Raw genomic sequence first — 17,735 nt, 5'->3', positions numbered from 1 at the left:
CCCAGCCAGGGTGGCGGCGGTGGTTACCGTCGAGTTCGTGAGGCAGCGGGGCAGGTCGAAGCGACTGCCCGACAGGGGAGCCCAGTGTTTTGGGGGCGCTGCGGAGCGGAGCCGGGGAACCACGTTCCTCCGGGGTGAATCGACGCCAGGTCGGCCGATGGAACGGCCGTGAGGCGTCGTAGGGCATGCTTCCGGCCCGAACCCGTCAGCTCACCCGGTAGGCGGACGTAGGAAGAAGGAGTCCGCCTTCGTGGCGTCCCATCGTCGTCCCAAGCCCGCAGGCCGCGCCCGGGTCTCGATCCTGACCGGTGTCGCCGCGGCAGCCGTCGTCCTCTCCGCGCAAGGCGCCCACGCCGACCCGCAGCCGACCAAGGAACAGGTCAAGGGGCAGGTCGACCAGCTCAACGAGCAGGCCGAGATCGCGACCGAGAACTACAACGCGGCCCAGGCCAAGCAGCAGGAGCTGGAGAAGCAGGTCTCCGGCATGCAGGACCAGGTGGCCCGTCAGCAGGCCCAGGTCACCGAGCTCCAGGGCGGCCTGGCCGAGATCGCCGGCGAGCAGTACCGCAACGGGGGCATATCCCCGACCGTCCAGCTGATGTTCTCCTCCAGCCCGGACACCTTCCTCAGCCAGGCCGACGCGCTGAACCAGGCCGGCAGCACCCAGAAGGGTCAGCTGAAGGAGCTCCAGGAGCAGCAGCGCAAGCTCGACCAGGACCGCAACGAGGCCCAGGGCAAGCTCGCCGAGCTGGAGTCGACCACCCAGCAGCTGAAGGCCTCCAAGGAGGAGGTCCAGGGCAAGCTGAAGGCGGCCCAGGACCTGCTCAACACGCTGACCGAGCAGGAGCGCCAGGCGCTGCGCCAGGCCGAGGAGAAGGCCGCGGCCGACGCCAAGGCCAAGGCCGACGCCGCCCAGGCCCAGCAGCAGCAGGCCGACCGCGCCTCCCGCGACAACAGCCGCGGCGACCTCGCGGCCGGCTCGACCGCCTCGGCCGGCTCGACCGCCTCCTCCCCGGTGAAGGTGGCCCCGGGCAGCTCGCGCGGCGCCGCCGCGCTCTCGGCCGCCGCCTCCAAGATCGGCAGCCCGTACGTCTGGGGCGCCACCGGCCCGGGCTCCTTCGACTGCTCCGGCCTGATGGTCTGGGCGTTCAACCAGGCGGGCGTGTCGCTGCCGCGCACCTCGCAGGCGCAGGCCTCGGCCGGCACCCGGATCGGCTCGGACATCTCCCAGGCCCAGCCCGGCGACCTGCTGATCTTCTACACCGACGCCCACCACGTCGGCATCTACGCGGGCAACGGCCAGGTGCTGCACGCGCCCAAGCCGGGCGCGTCGGTGCGCTACGAGGCCGTCACCAACATGCCGCTGGCCTCCATCGTGCGGGTCTGATCACCGCTCGGACGTTTCCAGGCCCGGCCTCCCCCAGGGGAGGCCGGGCCTGCGGTTTTTCCTGCGGCTTTTCCCGAGGGCCGATCAAATGTCCGACAACAGCCTGAATATTCGGGTTGGCAGGGGTTTGGACTCGCTTGCCCTGACTCGCTAACGTCTGCCACCGGACTCCCGCTCGACGGCCGCCCGTCCCGGTGCGGCGGCGGGAGCCGCGCCGCAGGATTGGAGCCGCTGCCGCCATGCCCGTGCACCGCCGTTCCCAACTGCTCGCCCGGGCGCTGGTGCTGACCGCGGCCGCCGCCACCGCCCTGGGTGTGGCTGCCGGAGGCAGCGCCCAGGCCGCCCCCGGCAGCCCCGACCCGGGCGACCGCCAGGACGTCAAGACGCAGGTGGAACAGCTGTACGACGAGGCCGAGCAGGCGTCCGAGAAGGCCAACGCGGCGCAGGAGGCCCAGCGGCGGCTCCAGGGCGAGACCACGATCCTCCAGGGCGAGATCGCCGTGGCCCAGGACCAGCTCAACGGGCTGCGGGGCGACCTCGCGACGGTGGCCGGGGCCGAGTACCGCGGCGGCGGGATGACCCAGACCGCCCAGCTCATCCTCTCGCCCGACCCGGAGGGCTACCTGTCCCGCGCCCGCGCCCTGGGCCAGGCCGCCGCGCGCCAGCAGGAGACCCTGCACGAGCTGGTCGCCCGGCAGCGCCGGCTCGACCAGCGCCGGACCGAGGCGGCCGGCAAGCTCGACGAGCTGGACCGGACCCGCCGCTCGCTCGCCGACAGCAAGCAGCAGATCCAGCAGCGGCTGGCCAGGGCGCAGAAGCTGCTGAACGGTCTGGGCGCCGCCGAGCGGGCCCGGCTGACGGTCCAGGACGCCCGGGACGCCGAGCAGCGCGCCACCCGGGGCACCGACCGGCTGGACCTCGGCACCGCCCCGCCCGCCTCCGAGCGCGGGGCCGCCGCGCTGGCCGCCGCGGTGCGGATGATCGGCTCCCCGTACGTCTACGGGGCCACCGGCCCGCACGCGTTCGACTGCTCCGGTCTGATGTACTACAGCTGGCGGCAGGCCGGAGTGACCCTGCCGCGCACCTCGCAGGCCCAGGCGTACGCCGGGCAGCGGGTCAGCCTGTCCGAAGCGCGACCGGGAGACCTGGTGATCTTCTACCGGGACATGCACCACGTCGGCATGTACGCCGGCGGCGGCGTGATCGTGCACGCCCCCCGCCCGGGCGCCAAGGTCCGCTACGAGAGCGTCACCGCCATGCCGGTCTCCGGGGTGGTCCGGCTCTGAACGCCCCGCCGTCCGGCCCCGCCGACCCCACTGGCCCCGCCGGTATATCCGGCTCCCGCCCCCGCCGGACGCTGTCCCGGCGGGGCGCGCTGCTGCTCGCGGCCGGTGGGCTGGCCCAGCTGTCGCTGCCTCCGGCCGCCCCGGCGGCGCCCGCGGCCCGCTCGGCGGACCGGCACGCCGAGGTGGCCGCCGCGCTGGCGGAACGGGCGCGCTCGGCGCCGCCGTGGGCCGGGCTGCCGGTGGCCGGGGCGGGGTACCGCAACCTGGTGCTCGCCGCCTCCGGCGGGCCGGAGCGGCTGACCGCCGCCGCCGAACTGGCGGTTCGGATCGCCGGGTACGACGAGTACCCGGTGGTGTACCCGCGCCGGATCGAGCTGGTCCGGGCCGGCGACGGCTGGCGGGTCGAGCGCGAGGAGAGCGCGGGCGGCCCGCCCGCGCCGTGGGACTTCGGGCCGCTCCGGTCGGCTCCGGGAGCGAACTGCCTGGTGGTCGGGCCGGCCGCCGGGCCCGACCCGGCCGAGCTGGCCGCGGTGGGGGACCGGGCGGTGCCCGCCGTCACCGAGGTCTGGGGCGGCGTCTGGCCGGAGCGGCTGCTGCTGGAGCGGCCCGCCACCGGGGAGCAGTTCGCCCGGCTGCTGGAGGGCGACCCGGACGGCTGGACGGGCATGGCGGCGGTCACCGTGGCCGCCCCCGGCGCACCGTGGCACACCCCGGCGGACCGGGTGCTGGTCAACCCGGAGGTGTACGGGCGGCTCAGCGACTTCGGCCGCCAGGTGGTGATCACCCACGAGGCCACCCACGTCGCGACCAGGGCCGACACCCGGGCCTGGACCCCGCTGTGGCTCTCCGAGGGCGTCGCCGACTGGACGGCGTACCGCGACTCGGGCCGCAGCCCGCAGCAGGTCGCCCCCGAGCTGGCCCGGGACGTCGCCGCCGGGAGGACGCCCACCGCGCTGCCCGCCGACCGGGACTTCGCCGCCGGGGCCACCGGCATCGCCCAGGCCTACGAGCAGTCCTGGCTGGCCTGCGAGCTGATCGCCCGCACCCACGGGCCGCAGCGGCTGGTCGCCTTCTACCGCGCGATCGGCGCGGCCGACGGGCAGGGCGAGGACCGGGAGCGCCGCACCGACCGGCTGATGCGCCGCGAGCTGGGCGTCGGGCTGGAGGAGTTCACCCGGCAGTGGCTGGCGCGGATGGCGGAGCTGAGGGGCTGATCAGCGGCGCTGCTCGGCCGGGGCGCCCGGGTGGTCGATCCCGTCCAGCAGGTCCTGCTCGTAGGCGATGCCCGGGCGCACCGGGTAGCCGGCGGACGGCAGCGCGGCGGGCTCGCGGTCCAGCACCACGGTCGGCGGCAGCGGCGCCTCGCCGCGGGTCGAGCGCCAGAGCCGGACGCAGGAGAGCACGGCCGCGGCCAGCAGCAGCAGGTTGCGCGCGGCCAGCACGGTGACCGCCACCGGGTCGCTGGCCAGCACCTGGGTGAACATGGTCGGGAACTCGACCAGGGTCAGCGGGCAGGCGAGCAGGATCAGCACCGCCACCGGCCGCTGGCTGCTGTTGCGCACGGTCAGGCAGACCGCCGCGACGCCGACCAGCCAGACCAGGTACTGCGGGCTGATCACCCGGCTGGTCACCACGAAGATCAGCAGCGCGCACAGCGCCGCGTCGTACATGGTGGCCGCGCTGCGGCGCTTGGAGGTGTAGCGCCACAGCAGCAGCCAGGCGAAGCCCAGCACGGTGCCGGCCATCATCACCTTGCTGATCACGCTCACCCACGGCCCGAGCATCTCGGGGGAGCCGTAGTTCATCGTGACCCGGCCGTCCCAGCCGCCGGCGAGCCGGGCGAAGTGCAGCGGCAGCGCGCCGAGCGACTCGACCTCGATGCCGCGGTCCTTCTGGAAGGCCAGGAAGTCGAAGGCGCCGTTCATCCCGGCGGCCAGCAGGAAGCCGATCGAGACGGCGGTGGCGCCGGCCAGCGTCCAGGAACGGCGGGTGCGGCGGCCGGAGGGGGTGCCGATCAGGCCGAGCAGCGGCCAGATCTTGACGATGCCGCCCAGGCCCAGCAGCAGCCCGCCGACCGCCGGGCGGCGGATCAGCGCCAGCAGACCGGCCAGGGCGACCGCGGTGACGATGACGTCGAAGCGGTTGTAGATCATCGGGCCGAGCAGCGGGACGCCCACCACCCACATCCAGGCGCCGGTCAGCGCCCGGCCCCGGCGCAGGCCGGTGCGCACCAGCAGCGCGGCCGCGGCGGCGTCGGCGATCCCGCAGATCACCCAGAACGAGACCAGGTACGACCAGGGCAGCAGGCCCGGCAGCAGGATCACCAGGGCGGCGCCCGGCGGGTACTGCCAGGTGACGTCGTCGAAGGGGAAGGTGCCGGTCTGGAGCACGCCGTACCAGGCGTGGTAGATCATCCAGACGTCCGCCGTGACGTCGCCGCCGGGCGCCTTCAGCACGCCCGTCGCCAGCAGCACCAGCAGCGCGCGGGTGGCGATCCAGGTGGCGCCGAGCGCGGCGAGCGCCCCGAGCGGGCGGCCGAGGCGGCCGCGTGAAGAACCGGGCTCGGTGGCCGGGGCCAATTCCACTGCGCTCCCTCGTTCGTCTCGGACGTCCCCACCGGAGGCGTCGTGGAGACGGACGCCCGGGCCGCGTCGCACTGCGGCCTAGGTACTAGGACTGACCCGGGGGTCAAACGGTTGCCGTGCGCGGTTCCGTTCCCGGCGGGTCATGGTGTTGACCTATCGTACGGATCACCCAGCGGTACACCGCGCACCCCCCGACCGAGCGAGCCGTGGCCTGATGCACAGAACCTTGATCGTCACCAATGACTTCCCGCCGCGCCCCGGTGGCATCCAGGCCTTCGTGCACAACATGGCCGTCCGTCAGCCCGCAGGCAGTGTCGTGGTGTACGCCTCGACCTGGCGGGACGGCAGCGAGGTGGCCCGCTTCGACGCCGAGCAGCCGTTCCCGGTGATCCGGGACCGGACGAAGGTGATGGTTCCCACACCGCGGGTCACCCGGCGGGCCGCCGAGATCCTGCGCGCGGAGAAGTGCGACTCGGTCTGGTTCGGCGCCGCCGCGCCGCTCGGGCTGATGGCGCCCACGCTGCGCCGGGCCGGGGCCGGGCGGCTGCTCGGCATGACCCACGGCCACGAGGCCGCCTGGGCCCAGCTGCCGGTCTCCCGGCAGCTGCTGCGCCGGATCGGCGCCGGCACCGACGTGCTGACCTACCTGGGCGAGTACACCCGCTCCCGGATCGCCGCCGCGGTCGGGCCGCAGGCCGCGGCCCGGATGGTCCAGCTGCCGCCGGGCGTGGACGAGACGACCTTCCACCCGGGCTCCGGGGGCGCCGAGGTGCGCCGCCGGCTCGGGCTGGCGGACCGGCCGGTGGTGGTCTGCGTCTCCCGGCTGGTGCCGCGCAAGGGCCAGGACACCCTGATCGAGGCGATGCCGCAGATCCTCGCCGACGTGCCGGACGCGGTGCTGCTGATCGTCGGCGGCGGCCCGTACCGGGCGGACCTGGAGAAGCTCGCCGACGCCACGGGCGTGCGGGACTCGGTGCGGTTCACCGGCTCGGTGCCGTGGGAGGAGCTGCCCGCCCACTACGGGGCCGGGGACGTCTTCGCGATGCCGTGCCGCACCCGGCGCGGGGGGCTGGACGTCGAGGGCCTGGGCATCGTCTACCTGGAGGCCTCGGCGACCGGCCTGCCGGTGGTCGCGGGGGACTCCGGCGGCGCGCCGGACGCGGTGCTGGAGGGCGAGACCGGGTACGTGGTGCCCGGCGGCTCGGCCCCGGCGGCGGCCGAGCGGATCGTGCGGCTGCTGCGCGACGAGGAGCTGCGGCGGCGGATGGGCGAGGCCGGGCGGCGCTGGGTGGAGCGCTCCTGGCGCTGGGACCTGCTGGCCGGGCGGCTGACCTCGCTGCTGGCCGGGTGACGCCGACGGGCCCCGCCACTTTCCTGGAGTGGCGGGGCCCGTCCGGCGCCCGCGGTCGGGCCGCGTCGGGCGGCCGCTTCCGGCGGCTACTTCCGGTAGAGGGCCTCGATGTCGGCCGCGTAGTCCTTCAGCACGACGTTGCGCTTGAGCTTGAGCGAGGGCGTCAGGTGGCCGCTCTCCTCGGAGAACTCGGTGTCCAGCAGCCGGAACTTCTTGACCGCCTCGGCGTGCGAGACGGCGGCGTTGCCGTCGTCCACCGCGCTCTGGAGGGCGGCCAGCAGGTCCGGGTCGTCGGCGAGGTCGGCGACGGTGGCGCCGGCGGGCTTGCCGTTGAGCTCCTTCCACTTCGGGAAGAAGTCCGGGTCGACGGTGATCAGGCAGGCGATGAAGGGCTTGCGGTCGCCGACCACCATGACCTCGCCGACCAGGGCGTGGGCCCGGATCCGGTCCTCGATCACGGCGGGGGCGACGTTCTTGCCGCCGGCCGTGACGATGATCTCCTTCTTGCGGCCGGTGATGGTCAGGTAGCCGTCGGAGTCCAGCGAGCCGAGGTCGCCGGTGGCGATCCAGCCGTCCTTGAGGGTGTCGGCGGTGGCCTTCGGGTTGTTCCAGTAGCCGGTGAAGACGTGCGGGCCCTTGAAGAAGACCTCGCCGTCCTCGGCGATCCGCACGGAGGAGCCGGGCACCGGCTGGCCGACCGTACCGATCTTCGGCTTGTCCCACGGGTTGAAGGCGGTGGCCGCGCAGGTCTCCGTCAGGCCGTAGCCCTCCAGGACGGTGAAGCCGATGCCCCGGTAGAAGTGGCCCAGGCGCTCGCCGAGCGGGGCGCCGCCCGAGATGGCGTAGCTGGCCCGGCCGCCGAGGGCGGCGCGCAGCTTGCCGTAGACCAGCTTGTCGAAGACCGCGTGCTTGAGCCGCAGCACCAGGCCGGGGCCACCGGCGTCCAGCGCCCGGCTGTAGGCGATCGCGGTGTCGGAGGCCTTGTCGAAGATCTTGCCCTTGCCGTCGGCCTGGGCCTTGGAGCGGGCGGTGTTGTAGACCTTCTCGAACACTCTGGGCACGCCCAGGATCAGGGTCGGCTTGAAGGAGGCCAGCTCGGCGGTGACGTCCCGGATGTCGGAGACGTGGCCGAGCTTGATCGGGGCCATCGCCGGGGCGATCTCGACGAGCCGGGCGAAGACGTGGGCCAGCGGCAGGAAGAGCAGGACCGAACTCTCGCCGGTGTTGAACATCGGGGCCAGGCGCTCGACGACGTTGCCGCACTCGGCCAGGAAGTTGCCGTGGGTCAGCTGACAGCCCTTCGGGCGGCCGGTGGTGCCCGAGGTGTAGACGATGGTGGCGATGTCGTCGGGGCCGGCGATCCGGCGGCGCTCCTCGATCGTCGCGTCCGGGACGTCCTGTCCGGCCTCGGCCAGGGCGGCGATCGCCCCGGCCTCGATCTGCCAGGTGTGCTTCAACTCCGGCAGCCGCTCGCGGACCGTGCCGACCACCCGGACGTGCTGGTCGGTCTCGGTGATCACGGCGACCGCGCCGGAGTCGCCGAGGATCCACTCGACCTGCTCGGCGGAGGAGGTCTCGTACACCGGCACGGTGATCGCGCCGGCCGTCCAGATCGCGAAGTCCAGCAGCGTCCACTCGTACCGGGTACGGGACATGATGGCGACCCGGTCACCCGCCTCGATACCGGCGGCGATCAGGCCCTTGGCGGTGGCGTGCACCTCGGCCAGGAACTGGACCGACGTCAACTCCTGCCACTGGCCGTCCACCTTCCGGCTGAGCACGGCGAGATCCGGGTGCATCTCGGCGTTCCGGTGCACCGGGTCGGCGAGGTTGCCGTTGCTCGGTACCTGGTAGAGGGCCGGAAGGCTGAAGTCGAGCAAGACTGCTCCTCGTACGCGACGCTGCGGGACGGCAGGACGTTACTGCCCGGTAGGCAGCTTCGACCAGAGGGGTCGGCTCCGGTGTTCGAAGTGTCACACCCGGCCGGGTCGGACCAGGCCGTGACCGGGTCGTTCGAATGGCACCCTACGACAGAGCAGGGCGACCGGCCGGTAACATGCCCGGCCGCCCGGCGCCCGCCCGCACCACGGCCGCCCGCCGGGCACGGCCCGCGCCGCCGCGCCGCCCGCCGGGCGCGATAGCCTGCTCCGGGCGGACCGGGCCGAGCGCGCCCCGGCCGGACCGGCAGGCAGAGGGACGAGGCGGAGGGCCATTCCAATGGCGGAGCACACCAGGTCGAGCATCACCATCGACGCGACCCCGGCCACGGTCATGGCCGTGATCGCCGACTTCGCCGCCTACCCGGCCTGGACCGGGGAGGTCAAGGAGATCGAGGTCCTCAAGGCCGGCGAGGACGGCCGCGCCGCCGAGGTCCGGCTGCTGCTCGACGCCGGCGCCATCCGCGACGAGCACGTCCTCGCCTACACCTGGGACGGCGACCGCGAGGTCTCCTGGACCCTCGTCCGCAGCCAGATGCTCCGCTCGCTGGACGGCTCCTACACCCTCGCCCCGCTGGCCGGCGGCCGCACCGAGGTGACGTACCAGCTCGCCGTGGACGTCAAGATCCCGATGCTCGGCATGATCAAGCGCAAGGCCGAGAAGGTCATCATCGACCGCGCCCTGGCCGGTCTGAAGAAGCGCGTCGAAGGCTGACACGACCGAACGGGGGGCCGGACGGCATGACGGCGACACGCACCATCCTGATCAGCGGTGACTCGGGGGCTCCCACGGTGGCCGCCGCCACCGCCCTGCACGCCGCCCGGCGCGGCCACCGCACCTGGCTGCTGGCCGCCGACGACCCGCACCGCGCCCTGGACTCCGCCCTCGGCACCCGGCTGGAGCCCGAACCGCTCCTCCACGCACCGGGCCTGACCGTCTCCCGGATCGACGAGCAGGCCGCCTTCCGCTACGCCGTCGGCGAGCTCACCGGCCGGCTCAAGCCCGCCCTCGACCTGCTCGGCGCCGAACAGCTCGACCCCGAGGAGCTCACCGCCCTCCCCGGCATCGCCCGGCTCGCCCTGCTGCGCGCCCTGCCCGCCGCCGACCAGGACGTCCTGGTCGTGCTCGCCCCGCCGCCCGCCGAGCTGATCGCCACCCTCGCCCTGCCCGAACAGCTCGCCCGCTACCTGGACCGGCTCGTCCCCGAGCAGCGGCAGGCCGCCCGGGCGCTGCGCCCGCTGCTGGCCGGGCTGGCCGGCGTCCCGATGCCCGCCGACTGGCTGTACGAGGGGCGCACCAAGGCCGTCGCGGCGCTCGCCGAGTCCCGCGCCGCGATCACCGGCCCCGGCACCAGCGTCCGGCTGGTCGTCCCGGCCGACGGCCACCCGTACCGCGAGCTGCGCCGGATCCGGGCCGGACTCGCGCTGCACGGGCACCGGCCGGACGCCGTGGTGGTGCACGGAGCGCTGCCCGGGGCCGCCGTCTCCTCGCCCGACTCCTGGCTGGCCGCCCTGGCCCGCCGCCGGCAGGAGGAGCTGACCGCGCTCGCCGCCGAGACCGACGCCCCGGTGCTGGTCACCGGCCTGGCCGACGCCACCCTGGAAGCCGTCGCCGACCGGCTCTACGGGGACGGGGACGGGCCCGAGCGGCTCGCCCCCGGGCCCTGGCCGGTCGAGGACCGGCTCGCCGAGGAGGGCCTGCTGGTCTGGCACCTCGACCTGCCCGGCGCCGACCGCTCCGAACTGGACCTGGTCCGCCGGGGTGACGACCTGGTGGTCGGAATCGGCACCCACCGCCGGGTGCTCACCCTCCCGTCCGCGCTGCGCCGCTGCACGGTGGCCGGGGCGGGGCTGCACGACGGGGTGCTCTCGGTGCGGTTCGCCCCCGACCCGGCGCTCTGGCCCCGGGGCTGACGGGGGTTCGGCGGCGCTCCAGCGGCGCTCCGGCGGGGGTCCGGCGGCTTTTCGGGCCGCCCGGCCGGTCGGGTAGCGTCGGGCCCAAGGGGCCGCGGGGTGCGGCCACGGCTGAGGAGGCGCCCGCGATGACCAGCACCGACGACCGCACCGAGCCCGGAGGCCGGCCGGACGGCGAGCAGGGCGGCCAGGGGCACCCGTTCGGGCCGGAGCTGGGCCCGCTGGTGGACGAGGTGCGCCGGTTCGCCGGTGCGCTCGGCGACAAGGCCCAGGAGGCGAGCGCCACCACCCTGATCACCCTGTCCGGGCTGGCCGACCGGCTGCGCACCCAGCAGCCGGAGGTCTACTCCCACCTCGCCGCGGCCGGCACCGGGCTCGCCGCCGCGGGCGCCGAGCTGCTGGCCGCCTACCGCGCCGCCGTGGCCGGGCACGAGAGCCGCTGGACCGCCGGGCAGGGCGCGCCGACCGAGAAGATCGACCTCGACCTCGACCTCGACGGCGACCTCGGCGGCGATGTTGACGACGCTGACGGGTCGTCCGTCAAGCAGTGAAACCGTGACTTTCGGAGGGTGATCGCGTTGCTCTCGTACGTCACGAAGAAGGAGATTAGATACGACTTTTGAAGCGTCACGGCCAGGCTGTCCCAGGATTGTCTTCGGATAATGTATGCGAGGCTGTGTACGGGGGCCGGGTTGGGCGGTAGCGTTCCGTCCAGCGGAACGAGTGAATAGCTGAGGGACACATGGCTCTGACCATCGGCGTCGATGTCGGCGGGACCAAGATCGCGGCAGGCGTGGTCGACGAGGCGGGCGCCATCCTGGCCCGGACCAGGGTGCCCACCCCGGCCGACCCGCAGTGGGCGGTCGACGCCATCGCGCAGGCCGTGCGCGAGCTCAAGGAGGAGCACCCCGGTGTCACGGCGGTGGGCGTCGGCGCCCCCGGGTTCGTCGACAGCAACCGCTCGACCGTGATCTTCGCTCCCAACATCGACTGGGAGAACGAGCCGCTGCGCGGCCGGATCGAGGAGCTCACCGGCCTGTCCACCGTCGTCGAGAACGACGCCAACTGCGCGGCCTGGGCCGAGTTCCGCTTCGGCGCGGCCGCCGACCACCGCGACATGCTGCTGATCACCGTCGGCACCGGCATCGGCGGCGGCATCGTCCTGGACAACCGGCTGCACCGCGGCCGCTTCGGCGTGGCCGGCGAGATCGGCCACCTCAACATGGTGCCCGACGGCCTGCTCTGCGGCTGCGGCGGCAAGGGCTGCTGGGAGCAGTACGGCTCCGGGCGCGCGCTGCGCCGCTACGGCCGGGAGAAGGCGGCCGCCGACCCGCAGCGCGGCCACCGGATGCTGGAACTCAACGACGGCGTGGCCGAGACCATCCGCGGCATCCACATCACCCAGGCCGCGGAGGAGGGCGACCCGCTCGCCCTGGAGTGCTACGCCGAACTGGCCGACTGGCTGGGCCGCGGCATGGCCGACCTCGCCGCGCTGTTCGACCCGGGCGTCTTCGTGCTCGGCGGCGGCGTCTCCGACTCCGGCCGACTGCTGCTCGACCCGGTCGCCAAGGCGTTCGAGCACTACCTGACCGGCGGGGTGCACCGCCCGCGCGCCGAGGTCGTGCTGGCCTCGATGGGCTCCGCCGCCGGCATCGTCGGCGCGGCGGACCTCGCCCGCACCGCCTGACCCCCTCCGAGCCCGCCGGCGGGGGTGCGACCGGGCCCCGACCGATCCCGGACGCACCGCCGCCGTCGCACGTCCCGGCCCGGCCGCGTACGGTCGGATCGATCCGGTGACCGCCCAGGGGAGGACCATGAGCGCCGCGACCACGACCACCGCCATGACCGGGACCACCGCCATGACCGGGACCGCCGCCGCGACCACGACCGCCGCGCGGGCCGAACCGCTGCCGCCGCCCGGCCCGGGCCGGCTGCGGCTGCTCAGCTACAACATCCGCTCGCTGCGCGACGACCGGCGGGCGCTGGCCCGGGTGATCCGGGCCTGCGAGCCGGACGTGGTCTGCGTCCAGGAGTCCCCGCGCTACTGGCGGCCCGAGGGCCAGGCCGCCTGGCTGGCCCGGAACACCGGCACGGCCGTGCTCGCCGGCGGCGGCCGCACCGCCGCCGGCCCGCTGCTGCTCGGCCGGCCCGGCGCGGTGGAACTGCTGGAGGTGCACGACCGGCTGCTGCCCAAGACCCGCGGCCTGCACGCCCGGGGCTTCGCCGGTGCGCTGCTGCGACTGCCCGGCACGGCGCCGTTCAGCGTCACCAGTTGCCACCTCAGCCTGGACCAGGAGGAGCGGCACGGGCAGTTCGAGCTGCTCCTCGACCAGCTCGCAATCGCCGAACTCGGCGTCGTGGCAGGGGACTTCAACGAGCACCCGGACGGGCCGGGCTGGCGGCTGCTGGCCTCACGGCTCCAGGACGGGTACCCGACCGCGCCCTGGGGAGGCGAGTTCACCTCCGTGCCGGAGCGCCCCTACCAGCGGATCGACGCCGTGTTCGCCACACCCGGGATCACCGTCCTCGGCTGCGGGGTGCCGCACGGGCTGCCCGGCGTCACCGAGGCCGACCTGCGGGCCGCGACCGACCACCTGCCGGTGCTCGCCGTCCTCGAACTGCCGACGACCCGGCCGGGCGGCCGGCCGGTCGGTCAGCAGGTCGGTCAGCGGGTCCGCTAGACGACCGCGCCGTGGTCCGGGTCCTCCGGCTCGTCCTCGTCGCGGTCCTTCATCCGCGCGACCAGGGTCACGAAGCCGCCGAGGAAGGCGGTGATCCCGACCCAGGCGGGCCAGCCGGAGATCTCTCGCCAGACCACCGCGTCGACCAGCAGCAGCGCCGGGCCGCCGAGCACCGCCAGCCAGGCGAACTTGGCGGTCACGTCGGCGGCCGGCAGCGGCGGGGGCTCCGGCGGGACGAAGTGCCCCTCGTCGGTCTCCTCGGCCAGTTCGAAGTCGCGCGGGCCCGCGCCGCCCGCCGGCATCACCGGCCGGCCGGAGCGGGGGCGGGGCTGCGGGGCGAGGTCGGCCAGGTCGTCCTGGTCGCCGCGGCCGCCGGCGCCGCCTTCCTTGTAGCCGCCCTTGAGCTCGTTCTGCGCCCGGAGGTTCTCGACCTCGGGCCAGTTCGGGTTGTTGAGGTCGACCGGGTCGTCGAACTGTGCCACCAGGGCGGCGAAGATCGCGTCCTGCTCGGCCTGGCTGCGCTCGGGCGCACGGCGCGGACGGCGTTCGGCGGTGTCGCCCGCGGCCTCTCCCGCGGAGCCGGCGGCGGCGTCCCGGCCGGGTGGGGGCGTCGCCGTGCCCTCCGGGCCGGTACGGTCCGTCGGCGCACCGCCCGGGGTGGCGGCGTCCGTCCCGCCGTCCTTGGTCGCGCCGTCCTCGCGGGGAGTCTCGTCCCCGCCGCCCGCCGTGCTGCTCTCGTGCACTTCCGGCCCTTCAGCCATGGTGATCGTCGGATTCGACCCGGGTGACGCCCGCCGCGTGCGCGGGGGCCAGCCGTTGGATGAAGTCCTGGCCGGCCGCGAATATTTCCGCCGCGTCGTGGTCCAGCGTCGCGACGTGGAAACTGCGCTGGCACAACCGCTCCGTCACGTCCGTCGAGGATATCCGGGCCAGTACCAGTTCCGAGTTGGCCGGCGAGACGACGTGGTCCTGCGGGCTGTGGAAGAGCAGCACCGGCTGGGTCACCTCCGGCAGCAGCCGCTGGACCTCCCGCCACAGCCGGCTCAGCGACCAGGCGGCGTGCAGCGGGGTGCGGTCGTAGCCGACCTCGACCGCACCGGCCCGGGCGATGTCGTTGGCGACCCCGGGCAGGCTGGGCAGCAGGTGGCGCAGCACCGGCAGCAGCACGCTCGCGGGGGTGTCCGAGCGCACCGACGGGTTGACCAGCACCAGCCCGGAGACCGTCGGCCCGTGCAGCGCGGCGAGCCGCAGCGCCAGCGCGCCGCCCATCGACAGGGCACAGACGAAGACCTGCTCGCACTCGTCGGCGAGCGCCAGCAGCTCGCGCTCGACCTCCGCGTACCAGTCCTCCCAGCGGGTGAGCTGCATGTCCTGCCAGCGGGTGCCGTGCCCGGGCAGCAGCGGCAGCGAGACGGTGAAGCCGGCCGCGGCCAGTTCGTCGGCCCACGGCCGCAGCGACTGCGGCGACCCGGTGAAGCCGTGGCAGAGCAGCACTCCCACCGGCCCGCCGGTGTGGCGGTACGGCTCGGCACCGGGCAGCAACGGCATGGCGGACTCCTTCGCGGGCGGGTGGCGCTGGGGGAGAGGACGCTGGAGGGGGAAGTGCTGCGAAATCGCATCGTCCCACGCTCCGCGCCGGGTCGTACACCCCCTGCGAAGGGGCCGGGCGCGGTCCGTACGGCGGGGGCGGGCACAGCGGACGGCCGCGGGGCATTAGGATCGACCGGTCCGCATAACAGGAGGCCCGGGTTGTTCTACCGACTGATGAAGATGATCGTCGCGCCACTGCTTCGGATCTTCTTCCGGCCCTGGATCGAGGGCGAGGAGAACATCCCCACCGAGGGTGCGGCGATCATCGCGAGCAACCACCTGTCCTTCTCGGACTCGTTCTTCTTCCCCGCCCTGATCAGGCGCCGGGTCACCTTCATCGCGAAGGCCGAGTACTTCAACACCCCGGGCCTCAAGGGCCGGCTGACCGCCGCGTTCTTCAAGGGCGTCGGCCAGCTGCCGGTGGACCGCTCGGGCGTGCGCGGCGCCGGTGAGGCCGCGATCCGCAGCGCCATCGCGGTGCTGGACAGCGGCGAGCTGTTCGGCGTCTACCCGGAGGGCACCCGGTCGCCCGACGGCAAGCTGTACCGCGGCAAGGTCGGCGGCCTGGCCCGCGTCGCGCTGGCCACCGGCGCCCCGGTGATCCCGGTCGCCATGATCGACACCGAGAAGGTGCAGCCGCCCGGCCAGGTGATCCCCAACTTCGGCATCCGCCCCGGCATCCGGATCGGCCGCCCGCTGGACTTCTCCCGCTACCACGGCATGGAGAACGACCGCTTCATCCTCCGTTCGGTGACGGACGAGGTGATGTACGAGATCATGCGGCTCTCCGGCCAGGAGTACGTGGACATCTACGCGACCGCCGCCAAGCGGCAGATCGCGGACGACAAGAAGAAGGCCGACGCCGAGCGCCGGGCCGCCGCCAAGGCGGAGAAGGCGGAGGCCGCCGAGGCCGAGAAGGCGGAGAAGGCGGAGAAGGCCGCCGAAGCGGAGAAGGCTGCCGAGGCGGGCACCTCGGAGAAGCAGCAGGAGAAGCCGGAGTAGGCGTCCGGACGGCCGCTCGGCCGCCCGGACGGGCCCAGGGGAGGGGCGGATGACGGACGACGGGGGCAGAGCCGGCGCGGTCGGCGGCACGGTGGCGGCCGGCGGCATGTCCGTCGAACTCCCGCTGTGGAAGGCGATCTCCTACTTCCGGGTGCTGGCCCTGTGCTACGCCCTGCTGCGGTACTTCAACTCGTACCTGCACTTCCTGCACCCGGTGGCCGGCTGGATCTTCCTCGGCGCGCTGACCCTGTGGACCCTGGCCAGCACCCGGGCCTTCGCCAACCCGCAGCGCTGCACCTGGTACGTCCTGGGCGCCGACCTCACCCTCGCCGTCACCGGCATCGTGATGAGCGGCATGACCGACTCCCCGGCCCGGATCAGCCACGGCGCGCCCACCCTGCCGACGATCTGGGCGGCCGGCACGGTGCTGGGCTTCGCCGCGAAGGGCGGCTGGCGCCCGGCGGCGGCCTCGGGCTCGGTGATCGGCGTCGCCAACATCCTCGGCCACGGCGGGCCGACCGGCGACAACATCCACAACATCGTGCTGCTGATGGTGGCCGGCTGCGCGATCGGCTACGTGATCGAGCTGGCCCGGGCCAGCGAGGCCACCCTCACCCGGGCGCTCCAGGTCGAGGCGGCCACCCGGGAGCGCGAGCGGCTCTCCCGGGACATCCACGACGGCGTGCTCCAGGTGCTCGCCCTGGTCCAGCGGCGCGGCGCGGAGCTGAGCGAGCGGACGGCCTCCGGCGCGGACTTCGCCGAGCTCGGCCGGCTGGCCGGTGAGCAGGAGCGCGCGCTGCGGGCGCTGATGACGGGCGGTCCGCTGCCGGCGCGGCGCGCGTCGCGGTCCGACGCCGCCGAGCCGACGGACCCGCACGCGCCGTGCGACCTGACCGTGCTGCTGCGCCCGTACGCGGACGAGCGGATCACGCTCTCCGCCCCCGGTACCCCGGTGCTGCTGCCCGGTCAGGCGGCGGGCGAGCTCGCGGCGGCCGTCGGCGCGGCCGTCGACAACGTGCGCAAGCACGCGGGGGAGCGGGCCCGGGCCTGGATCCTGGTCGAGGACGAGCCGGAGGCCGTCACGGTCGGCATCCGCGACGACGGGCCCGGCTACGCCCCGGGCCGGCTGGGCGAGGCCGAACAGGCGGGCCGGCTCGGCGTCTCCCAGTCCATCCGCGGCCGGCTGCTGGACCTCGGCGGCACGGCCGAGCTGTACTCGGCGCCCGGGGAGGGCGTCGAGGTCGAACTGCGCGTCCCGAGGAAGGCCACTCAATGACCAGCCAGCCGATGACCGATCAGCCGACCGCCGACCGGCCGGTGCGGGTGATGGTGGTGGACGACCACCCGATGTGGCGGGACGCCGTCTCGCGTGACCTCGCCGAGGCCGGACTGGACGTGGTGGCCACCGCGGGCGACGGCGAGGAGGCCGTGCGCCGGGCCCGCGCCTGCACGCCGCAGGTGGTCGTGCTGGACCTCAACCTGCCCGGCCTGCCCGGTGCCGAGGTGTGCCGCCAGGTGGTCGCGCACGACCCGGCGGTGCGGGTGCTGGTGCTGTCGGCCAGCGGAGAGCACCAGGACGTGCTGGAGGCGGTGAAGTCCGGCGCGACCGGCTACCTGGTGAAGTCGGCCGGGCGGGAGGAGTTGCTGGACGCGGTGCGCCGCACGGCCGTCGGCGACGCGGTGTTCACCCCGGGCCTGGCCGGCCTGGTGCTCGGCGAGTTCCGCCGGCTGGCCGCCGAGCCGGCCCCGGCCTCGGCGCCGGCCGCCCCGCGGCTGACCGCCCGGGAGACCGAGGTGCTGCGGCTGGTGGCCAAGGGGCTGTCGTACCGGCAGATCGCCGACCGCCTGGTGCTGTCCCACCGGACGGTGCAGAACCACGTGCAGAACACGCTCGGGAAGCTGCAGCTGCACAACCGGGTGGAGCTGGTCCGGTACGCCATCGAGCAGGGCCTGGACGACGAGATCTGAGGGTCCGGCAGCGGCTGCGGCGCGGCCCCGGGCG

The 17,735-nt window shown here is 74.4% G+C and carries 16 protein-coding genes and 1 riboswitch; of the genes, 12 read left to right on the top strand and 4 right to left on the bottom strand.

The genetic code is table 11. From position 1 onward, the window contains the following. Positions 1-86 precede the first annotated feature (86 nt). Positions 87-240: riboswitch (cyclic di-AMP (ydaO/yuaA leader) on the top strand. 10 nt (positions 241-250) lie between these two features. The 3 genes from ACFVGO_RS29895 to ACFVGO_RS29885 all read left to right on the top strand — a co-directional run bounded on the left by ACFVGO_RS29895 (position 251) and on the right by ACFVGO_RS29885 (position 3,887). Further along, entirely contained in the window at positions 251-1,387 is a 1,137-nt protein-coding gene (locus tag ACFVGO_RS29895; protein WP_359897073.1) for an NlpC/P60 family protein, read from the top strand. Between the two features lie 239 nt (positions 1,388-1,626). Further along, positions 1,627-2,673, top strand: a complete 1,047-nt coding sequence (locus ACFVGO_RS29890) for an NlpC/P60 family protein (RefSeq protein WP_359897074.1) — start codon at positions 1,627-1,629, stop codon at positions 2,671-2,673. 182 nt (positions 2,674-2,855) lie between these two features. After that, positions 2,856-3,887, top strand: a complete 1,032-nt coding sequence (locus tag ACFVGO_RS29885; protein WP_380635120.1) for a hypothetical protein — start codon at positions 2,856-2,858, stop codon at positions 3,885-3,887. On the opposite strand, the gene ACFVGO_RS29880 is transcribed toward ACFVGO_RS29885, so the two are convergent. Then, positions 3,888-5,258, bottom strand: coding sequence for a glycosyltransferase 87 family protein (locus ACFVGO_RS29880; protein ID WP_359897078.1), 1,371 nt, complete (start codon positions 5,256-5,258; stop codon positions 3,888-3,890). It abuts the gene before it with no gap. A 214-nt stretch (positions 5,259-5,472) separates the two neighbouring features. Here ACFVGO_RS29880 and ACFVGO_RS29875 point away from each other — a divergent pair, with 214 nt between their 5' ends. Continuing rightward, positions 5,473-6,609, top strand: a complete 1,137-nt coding sequence (locus ACFVGO_RS29875; protein ID WP_359897079.1) for a glycosyltransferase family 4 protein — start codon at positions 5,473-5,475, stop codon at positions 6,607-6,609. An 86-nt stretch (positions 6,610-6,695) separates the two neighbouring features. On the opposite strand, the gene ACFVGO_RS29870 is transcribed toward ACFVGO_RS29875, so the two are convergent. After that, positions 6,696-8,489 carry an AMP-dependent synthetase/ligase gene (locus ACFVGO_RS29870; RefSeq protein WP_359897081.1) on the bottom strand — a complete coding sequence of 598 codons (1,794 nt, stop codon included), beginning with the start codon at positions 8,487-8,489 and terminating at the stop codon, positions 6,696-6,698. A gap of 337 nt (positions 8,490-8,826) precedes the next feature. Here ACFVGO_RS29870 and ACFVGO_RS29865 point away from each other — a divergent pair, with 337 nt between their 5' ends. From ACFVGO_RS29865 to ACFVGO_RS29845, 5 genes are all read left to right on the top strand, one after another. Beyond that, positions 8,827-9,261, top strand: coding sequence for an SRPBCC family protein (locus tag ACFVGO_RS29865; protein ID WP_359897082.1), 435 nt, complete (start codon positions 8,827-8,829; stop codon positions 9,259-9,261). Positions 9,262-9,287: 26 nt separating this feature from the next. Then, positions 9,288-10,460, top strand: coding sequence for an ArsA family ATPase (locus ACFVGO_RS29860; protein WP_380353238.1), 1,173 nt, complete (start codon positions 9,288-9,290; stop codon positions 10,458-10,460). Positions 10,461-10,588: 128 nt separating this feature from the next. Further along, positions 10,589-11,011: a DUF5304 family protein gene (locus ACFVGO_RS29855; RefSeq protein ID WP_380635117.1), complete on the top strand. Its 423-nt coding sequence runs from the start codon at positions 10,589-10,591 to the stop codon at positions 11,009-11,011. Between the two features lie 191 nt (positions 11,012-11,202). Then, complete coding sequence (locus ACFVGO_RS29850) at positions 11,203-12,147, top strand: ROK family glucokinase (RefSeq protein WP_359897088.1); 945 nt, start codon at positions 11,203-11,205, stop codon at positions 12,145-12,147. A gap of 172 nt (positions 12,148-12,319) precedes the next feature. Then, positions 12,320-13,141, top strand: a complete 822-nt coding sequence (locus ACFVGO_RS29845) for an endonuclease/exonuclease/phosphatase family protein (RefSeq protein ID WP_380635145.1) — start codon at positions 12,320-12,322, stop codon at positions 13,139-13,141. Here the strand turns inward: ACFVGO_RS29845 and ACFVGO_RS29840 are convergent. Together ACFVGO_RS29840 and ACFVGO_RS29835 are read right to left on the bottom strand one after the other, a co-directional pair. Then, positions 13,138-13,884 carry a hypothetical protein gene (locus ACFVGO_RS29840; protein ID WP_359897092.1) on the bottom strand — a complete coding sequence of 249 codons (747 nt, stop codon included), beginning with the start codon at positions 13,882-13,884 and terminating at the stop codon, positions 13,138-13,140. The two genes, ACFVGO_RS29845 and ACFVGO_RS29840, sit on opposite strands and share 4 nt — an antisense overlap. 10 nt (positions 13,885-13,894) lie before the next feature. Then, a complete protein-coding gene (locus tag ACFVGO_RS29835) occupies positions 13,895-14,689 on the bottom strand; it encodes an alpha/beta fold hydrolase (protein WP_359897094.1) in 795 nt (264 codons plus the stop codon). A gap of 201 nt (positions 14,690-14,890) precedes the next feature. On the opposite strand from ACFVGO_RS29835, the gene ACFVGO_RS29830 reads away from it, so the two are divergent. The 3 genes from ACFVGO_RS29830 to ACFVGO_RS29820 are packed head-to-tail and all read left to right on the top strand — an operon-like array spanning position 14,891 to position 17,701. After that, on the top strand, positions 14,891-15,733 hold the full coding sequence (locus ACFVGO_RS29830; protein WP_359897096.1) for a lysophospholipid acyltransferase family protein: 843 nt from the start codon (positions 14,891-14,893) through the stop codon (positions 15,731-15,733). Between the two features lie 49 nt (positions 15,734-15,782). Further along, positions 15,783-17,009, top strand: coding sequence for a MacS family sensor histidine kinase (gene macS, locus ACFVGO_RS29825; protein ID WP_380635113.1), 1,227 nt, complete (start codon positions 15,783-15,785; stop codon positions 17,007-17,009). Then, positions 17,006-17,701 (top strand): response regulator, encoded by a 696-nt coding sequence (locus tag ACFVGO_RS29820; RefSeq protein ID WP_380353246.1) that lies wholly within the window; start codon positions 17,006-17,008, stop codon positions 17,699-17,701. The genes macS and ACFVGO_RS29820 overlap by 4 nt, the downstream gene beginning before the upstream one ends. Positions 17,702-17,735 lie beyond the last annotated feature (34 nt).

It is taken from the genome of Kitasatospora sp. NPDC057738 (genome assembly GCF_042798815.1).
Lineage (GTDB): Bacteria > Actinomycetota > Actinomycetes > Streptomycetales > Streptomycetaceae > Kitasatospora > Kitasatospora lactacystinica.
The sequence above is the reverse complement of the archived record's forward strand: the minus strand, read 5'-3'. Positions and strand labels throughout refer to the sequence as shown.